The organism is Pedobacter sp. 22226 (assembly GCF_052045455.1).
GTDB classification, from domain to species: Bacteria; Bacteroidota; Bacteroidia; order Sphingobacteriales; family Sphingobacteriaceae; genus Pedobacter; species Pedobacter jeongneungensis.
Genome location: NZ_JBQEPB010000003.1, coordinates 607,989 through 614,871, shown reverse-complemented (window position 1 = coordinate 614,871; position 6,883 = coordinate 607,989). Strand labels below are relative to the sequence as shown.

7 protein-coding genes are annotated in these 6,883 nt (G+C 39.4%); 3 read left to right on the top strand and 4 right to left on the bottom strand.

The features are described from left to right. Positions 1-127: 127 nt before the first annotated feature. Genes ACTJKC_RS09565 through ACTJKC_RS09555 form a run of 3 tightly spaced genes read right to left on the bottom strand, consistent with a single transcriptional unit; the run spans position 128 to position 3,159 of the window. Positions 128-742 (bottom strand): rhomboid family intramembrane serine protease, encoded by a 615-nt coding sequence (locus ACTJKC_RS09565; RefSeq protein ID WP_344851622.1) that lies wholly within the window; start codon positions 740-742, stop codon positions 128-130. 5 nt (positions 743-747) lie between these two features. Continuing rightward, positions 748-2,487, bottom strand: coding sequence for a M14 family metallopeptidase (locus tag ACTJKC_RS09560; RefSeq protein ID WP_440791413.1), 1,740 nt, complete (start codon positions 2,485-2,487; stop codon positions 748-750). Positions 2,488-2,517: 30 nt separating this feature from the next. Next, a complete protein-coding gene (locus ACTJKC_RS09555) occupies positions 2,518-3,159 on the bottom strand; it encodes a hypothetical protein (RefSeq protein WP_440791411.1) in 642 nt (213 codons plus the stop codon). 149 nt (positions 3,160-3,308) lie between these two features. On the opposite strand from ACTJKC_RS09555, the gene pepT reads away from it, so the two are divergent. The 3 genes from pepT to ACTJKC_RS09540 all read left to right on the top strand — a co-directional run bounded on the left by pepT (position 3,309) and on the right by ACTJKC_RS09540 (position 6,150). Beyond that, entirely contained in the window at positions 3,309-4,562 is a 1,254-nt protein-coding gene (gene pepT, locus ACTJKC_RS09550) for a peptidase T (RefSeq protein WP_440791409.1), read from the top strand. A 195-nt stretch (positions 4,563-4,757) separates the two neighbouring features. After that, the gene (locus tag ACTJKC_RS09545; RefSeq protein ID WP_440791407.1) at positions 4,758-5,624 is read left to right on the top strand and encodes an aldose 1-epimerase family protein; all 867 of its coding nucleotides are present in this window, start codon (positions 4,758-4,760) and stop codon (positions 5,622-5,624) included. A 94-nt stretch (positions 5,625-5,718) separates the two neighbouring features. Continuing rightward, positions 5,719-6,150, top strand: a complete 432-nt coding sequence (locus ACTJKC_RS09540; RefSeq protein WP_440791405.1) for a DoxX family membrane protein — start codon at positions 5,719-5,721, stop codon at positions 6,148-6,150. A gap of 134 nt (positions 6,151-6,284) precedes the next feature. On the opposite strand, the gene ACTJKC_RS09535 is transcribed toward ACTJKC_RS09540, so the two are convergent. Then, positions 6,285-6,851 (bottom strand): Crp/Fnr family transcriptional regulator, encoded by a 567-nt coding sequence (locus ACTJKC_RS09535; RefSeq protein WP_316826460.1) that lies wholly within the window; start codon positions 6,849-6,851, stop codon positions 6,285-6,287. Between the last annotated feature and the right edge of the window lie 32 nt (positions 6,852-6,883).

The following is a 6,883-nucleotide window of genomic DNA, read 5'->3' as shown; positions in this document are numbered from 1 at the left end:
CTTTAAAACTAGAGATGACGAAAATTCACCCTGCCTTTTATTTAAACGCTTACTAAGCTTTCTTCTTGTAATAAGATTTGCAACAAAAAAATCAGTTTGATAAACCAAAGGAGATGACGAAGTTAAACTACCTCCCGCCAGTTAGCATGGTAATAAAGTTCTGCAAAATACCCGGAACGCAAATAATGGTAAAAATCAATCCGGTTAGCGCCCCGAAAAAGTGTGCATCGTGGTTGATGTGATCTCTGGAATTACGTGAAGCGTAAGCACAATAAATTAAATATAAAATCCCAAAAACTACGGCAGGAATTCCGATGGGAATAAACATGATGTAAATTTTAGACATTGGATTAAATAAAATATAACTGAAAAGTACTGCACTAATGGCGCCTGATGCCCCTAAACTATTATAGTTAAAATGATCTTTATGTTTAAAAACCGTAGGCAGATCGCTTAACACCAAACCCAAAAAGTAAAGTATTCCAAAGCGCCAGCTTCCCATTAAACTTTCGAGTGTAAAAGCGAAAGCGTAAAATGTAAACATGTTAAAAAATAAGTGCATCCAATCGGCGTGCACAAGTCCGCTGGTAATTAATGTATATACATTCTGTCCTTTTGAAACACTGTATGGGTGCAGCATAAACTTTCCGTAAATCGAATGATCGTAAAAAGCATACAGACTGGTAATGATGGTAAAAACAAAAATTAACGAGGCAACTGGTGCCATATTGAAATATTCCATTGGGGTTATTTTAAATCAAGTTTTACGTCTGTTAGCAAACGGGCAACCGGATATCTGTTATGTGTTTTTTCGTAATAATCAGAATTTTTATACACAAAATCAAGTTGTGCAGCACCATTCTTGGCAAATTCAGGATCTGCTGATTTTTTGGCTTCCAGAGCACTTCTCAGTTCCGGGTTGTTTTTCAGCAATTCTGTTGCGGTATCTTCAAACACATAAGCCGAATAATGCTCTTTCATATCCAGGATAGAATCGAAAAAATTCCAGTTGAAATAAGAATCGGTAGCCTGCGGTTCTAAGGTTTCAATAATGTAACGGTTAACTGGCTGGTTAGCGTACACTGCAAAATCGCCGGCATAATACTGCAGGTTCTGTTTTACGGTATTCAATTTTACGGCCGAATGCAGGTAATGCCCTTCGTAAGGCCTGGTTCCTGTTTTAAAATCACCGATGTAATAACTTTCTACCGCAATTTTCTGATCAGATTTTAGTTCCCTGATTTTAACATTATTCAGTTTAAGCAGCGCGATTACGCGGTCCCAGGCTTTTGGAATGATATAAGCCACCGGCTTTTGAACAGAAATTGCCGGCTCGAACTTATTCCATTCTTTTATGGTTTTGGTATAAGGTTTGGTGCGGTCGTAATATAAACGGTCGGCACCACTTACTGTACTGGGTTTCTGTCCGGCCTCAAAGCCTTTAAATGTTAAATCATTTACTTCCGTTTTATTTAGCTTCCAATCTAAGGGAAAATCCTTTTGCATTGCAACAGCTTCATCGGCCTTGCGTTTATTCTCCCCGATTACCCTGGCATCACGTTCTACAATCTGAATATAGCTTTCCAAAAGCTTATAAGTGGCATCCACGCGTAAATCGTATGATTTTAGCATGTGCGTTTCTGGCATAAAACCAATGGTATTATGTAGCGTGGTATAACCTGTTGAGTAACGCGGAGGATCAATAAATCCGGTTATTCCCGTTTCCGGAGTTTCGCCGATCGAATTTACATAAGGAATCATCGGATAACCCATTTTCTCCATTGCGGTGTACAAATCGGGCACCAAAGTTTGGGTTAAATAACCGGAAAGTATGGGATTTAGCTTATCCTTTTGGGTGGGGATAAGCGTCATCACATATTGATAGTCGGCACCATTGCTGGTATGAGTATCTACAAATATTTCGGGCTGCCAGGTGTTAAAAATAAGTTGAAATGCAGCCGAGTTCTTTGAGTCTGTTTTAATAAAATCGCGGTTCAGATCGAGGTTTTTACTATTGCCCCTAAAGCCGTAGGCAAGAGGTCCGTTCTGGTTGGCCCTCGAAGTACCTGTGCGGTTAAAACTTCCGTCTATGTTGTAAAGCGGAATAATGCAGATCACTACATCTTTAGGGAGTTTGCCGGCTTTGAGCAGATCGCGTGCAAGCATCATCGAAGCATCTACTCCTTCGGGCTCACCCGGGTGGATCCCGTTATTGATTAATAAGATTCTTTTATTTTGTTGCCTGATCTGTGCAGGATCAAAAATCCGGTCGCGGGATAAAACCAGTACATGCAGGGGCTTTCCAAAATCTGTATTTCCATAGACAAGTAATTTTGCTTCAGGATAATTTTTAGCCAGGTTTTCGTAATAAGATATTGCTGCAGTGTAGGTTGTGGTTTCGGTTTTTCCGCTTAATTCGAAAGGTGTTTTTTGTGCGATGGCTTTTAGCCTCATCGATAGCAAACATAACACAAAGAATTTTCTCATGCCTTAAAGCTAAGAAATGAAATGCTGTTATTAAAGTGTTTTACGATAAGATTTAATACTGCCCAGCATGTACTTAAAACCGATGGTATAAGTGTTGTACACGTCGGGAGAGTAGTTTTTAAATTTGGTACTCGAATCGTTATAGCCATCTAATCCCTCTCCAAAAGTAAAATTCGATTGCGCATTGATATTGATGATATACCTCATGTAACCGTAACCATCATTAATGAAATAGTTAAATCCGAAGTTTATAGGCACCAGCAGGTTATTGCTTTTATCTTGTCCGGGGAAAGGACCATAACCGGGATCATAAGCTGCCCAGCTTGGTTTGTACCTTACAATATCAGTAATATTGTTGTTTACAACACCAACACCGAGCCCTAAATACAGGCCTCTTATATTATATAAAAACTCGCTTTTATCATAGTCAACCACTTCACCAAGCATCAATTTAACGTTAACGGAGAGGGTTTTATATTTGTTTACAAACTGACGGTTGTGCGGATCGGTTTCAATGTCGCCGCCCTGAACCATTCCATACTGCCCTTCGAGGCCAAATGTTACAAACGGGGTAATATGATAATCGAATACACCATAGGCTGTGTAGCCAAACCCTCCTTTGTAAACGTCGGTATAAGATTTGTTCACTCCACCACCAAAACCGTACGACATTTTAAAATAGTTGGATTGGGCAAAAGAAAAACTTCCAATAAAAACAAGCAAAAGGGTTATATAAGTAGCTCTCAGCAAATTAAAAATCATATCGTTTTTTTACAAAAATAATATGTTTATCGAATATCTATAACTTTTACCTTTGAATTATGAGCACATACAGCAACTTTAACAAAACTTTAGAAGCGCGTTTTATCAAATATGCAAAGATTGATACGCAATCTGATCCCAATTCTCCAACTTGTCCATCAACCTCAAAACAAAAGAATTTAGGAAGGGAATTGATGCAGGAACTGTTAGAAATCGGTGTTTCTGATGCAGAAATGGATGAAAATGGCTATGTATATGGCACCATTCCTTCCAATACACATAAAGATTTACCTGTAATTTTTTTCTGCTCGCATATGGATACTTCGCCGGATTGCAGTGGCGAAAATGTAAAGCCGATTATTCATGACAAATATCAAGGGCAGGACCTGGTTTTGCCTGATGATCCTAAAATCGTAATCAGGATGGCAGATCATAAAGATTTGAAGCACCAAATCGGAAACGATATTATTACCGCCAGTGGTACTACTCTGCTGGGCGCAGATAATAAAGCTGGTTTAGCCGAAATTATGGAAGCTGCGGCCTTTTTTATGAAAAACCCGGATGTAAAACACGGAACCATTAAAGTTCTTTTTACACCTGATGAAGAAATAGGCAGGGGGGTAGATAAAGCTGATTTAAAAAAACTGGGTGCCGATTTCGGCTATACTATAGATGGCGAAACCCTGGGCTCTATTGAAGATGAAACTTTTTCGGCTGATGGTGCCACCCTTAAAATTTATGGCGTAAGTACACACCCTGGCTTTGCAAAAGGAAAAATGGAAAGTGCAATTAAAATCCTTGCGGAAATTTTAGACACCTTACCAAAAGATAAACTAACGCCTGAAACAACACACCAAAAAGAAGGTTTTATCCACCCCGTAAGCATGCACGGGCAGGTAGAGGAAGCCGAGGCGCAGTTTATCATCCGCGATTTTACCAATGAAAAACTTGCTGCTCACGGTCAGTTTTTGGAAGAAACGGTAAAGCAGGTGATGGCGAAATATCCAAAATCGAGTTACACTTTAGAGATCAAGGCACAATATCGCAACATGAAAGAGGTGCTGGACAAACATCCAAAAATTGTACAGTATGGTATTGAGGCCATTGAGCGTGCCGGCGTAGTAGCCAAACAACAAAGTATCCGTGGCGGAACCGATGGGTCGAGGTTATCTTACATGGGTTTGCCTTGTCCGAATATTTTTGCCGGCGAACATGCTTTTCATAGCAAACAGGAATGGGTAAGCGTACAGGATATGGAGAAAGCTGTGCAAACCATTATTAATATTGCGTGTATCTGGGAAGAACGTAGTTAGTTTGGAGTAGGGCGTTTGGAGTCACATTCACTTAAAAATCAAAATGTTCGATTTATAGGATGTTTACTAAATAAGGATACAGTTCTAGGGCGTAATGACTCCAAACGCCCAACTCCGAGCTCCCAACTGAACAGGATTTATTTTTTAATAAAAAACATATCTTTCTGAACATCTTTTCCCTAATTTAGATTGCAAATGATTACTCTCGAAAACGACTATATAAAAGTTAGCCTGGCGGCTAAAGGCGCAGAATTGCAAGGCTTATTTAGCAAAGAAACCGGATTGGAATATTTATGGAATGCGAATCCCAAATATTGGGCAAAGCATAGTCCTGTTTTATTTCCTATTGTTGGCTCATTAAAAAACAACAGTTTTAATTATCAGGGTAAAAATTACGAATTACCACGGCATGGCTTTGCCCGCGATCATGTTTTTAATTTCGAAAAAATAAGTGAAACCGAAGCTGTGTTTACTTTAACCCAAACAGATGAAACCTTAAAAATTTATCCTTTTTATTTTGGGCTTAAACTTAAATATCAATTGATAGACAGGAAGTTAAATTTAACTTATGAGGTAATTAATACAGGTACTGAAGAACTTTTATTTTCATTGGGTGCACATCCCGCGTTTGCCGTTCCCAATACACCAAACACGGTTTACGAAGATTATTACCTCGCATTTAATACAGATGAAAAGTTAACTTATTGGAAGCTGGATGATGGTTTAGTGGCTGATGAAACCGAAAACATTGAGCTGAGTTATCATAAATTAAACCTTAAACACGAGCTGTTTTATAACGATGCACTGGTGTTTAAAACTTTGCAAAGCAACTGCATTAGTTTATTGAATACCAAAAACGATTATGGTCTTCACTTCCATTTCGAAGACTTTCCTTTCTTTGGGGTATGGGCGGCAACAGATGCTCCTTTTGTGTGCCTGGAACCCTGGTGCGGTGTGGCCGATGGCGTTAACCACGACCAGGAACTGGAACATAAAGAAGGCATTATTAAGTTAGCGGCTGGCGAAAAATGGTCGAGGTTTTGGGAAGTAGAATGCTTTTAGGCTGATTTTCAGAAGCTGCTCATTTCTTAATCTGGTTTAAGAAAGTTATGACATACAGGCGCTAAATTGCGCATATTCTATTCACTTAAACACGATGAAAAACACGCCACATTTGGCTCAGTTATTTCTTAGGCTCGCTTTGGGCATTGGTTTTATATTGCCTGTAATGGATCGCTTTGGCTGGCTGGGTGCGCCAGGCTCGCCAACTGTGGGCTGGGGTAGCTGGGCTGTATTTGTAGATTATACAAATTCACTTATGCCTTATTTAAGCCGTCCATTGGCCAATGTTATGGGCATTATTGCCACCGCTGGCGAATTGCTTTTCGGGTTGTTGCTCATTATCGGTTATAAAATTAAACTGGCAGCCATCGGCAGTTTTTTACTTACGCTGGCCTTTGCCTTATCGATGTTTATTTTTGCGAATTACAGGGCACCATTTAATTATTCGGTTTTCGTGGTAAGTGCTTCGAGTTTGGTGCTGGCAACTTTGCCAGGCTATAAGTGGAGTGTGGACGGCATTAAATAAGGGTTTTGACACAGATGTGCACAGATAAACACAGATTTGTAATAGCGAGCCCGGAAACCATATAATATGCTCCCGGCTCTGTGTACGTCAAGCCTTTCCTCTGTGACCTTCGTAGTAAAAAAAAGACAGAAAATTTAAAGCGATAACCTGCTCAAAGTTTCTCTGGTTACCCCAAGATAGGATGCAATAAGGGTTTTCGAAATCCTTTTCTGTAAAGACGGATACTGGTTGCGCCACTGCTTATAGCGCTCACCCGCGTTATTGCTCAATAAAGCCAGTACTCTTTTTTGCAGAGCCATGTTGCCTGTAGTATATTTTTTCCTGAAAAAGTATTCCATTTTACGGGAAGAAGCGCAGAGCTTTTCTTTATTTTCAAAAGAGATCGAAAGGGTTTCTGTATCTTCAATACAATCTACGTTTAAGGTAGCGGGCATTCCTGTATTAAAAGCATTCGGATCAGAAAACCACCATTCTTCCATGGCCAGCTGTAAAATATATTCTTTGCCCTCATGGTCGGTATAAGAAGATTTTACAATACCTTTTACTACAAAATGTTCCTGACTGGCAACATCACCTGCCTGGATGATATACTGGTGTTTTTTGTATTTCCGCTTTGTAAAAAAAGATTCTGCATACTCAAATTCCTCATCTGTTAAACAAACGATCTGATGAATGTGCGCCCTTAAAAAATTTGTTTCCATGTTTCTGATACCAAAGGTAATATTTCTTGAAG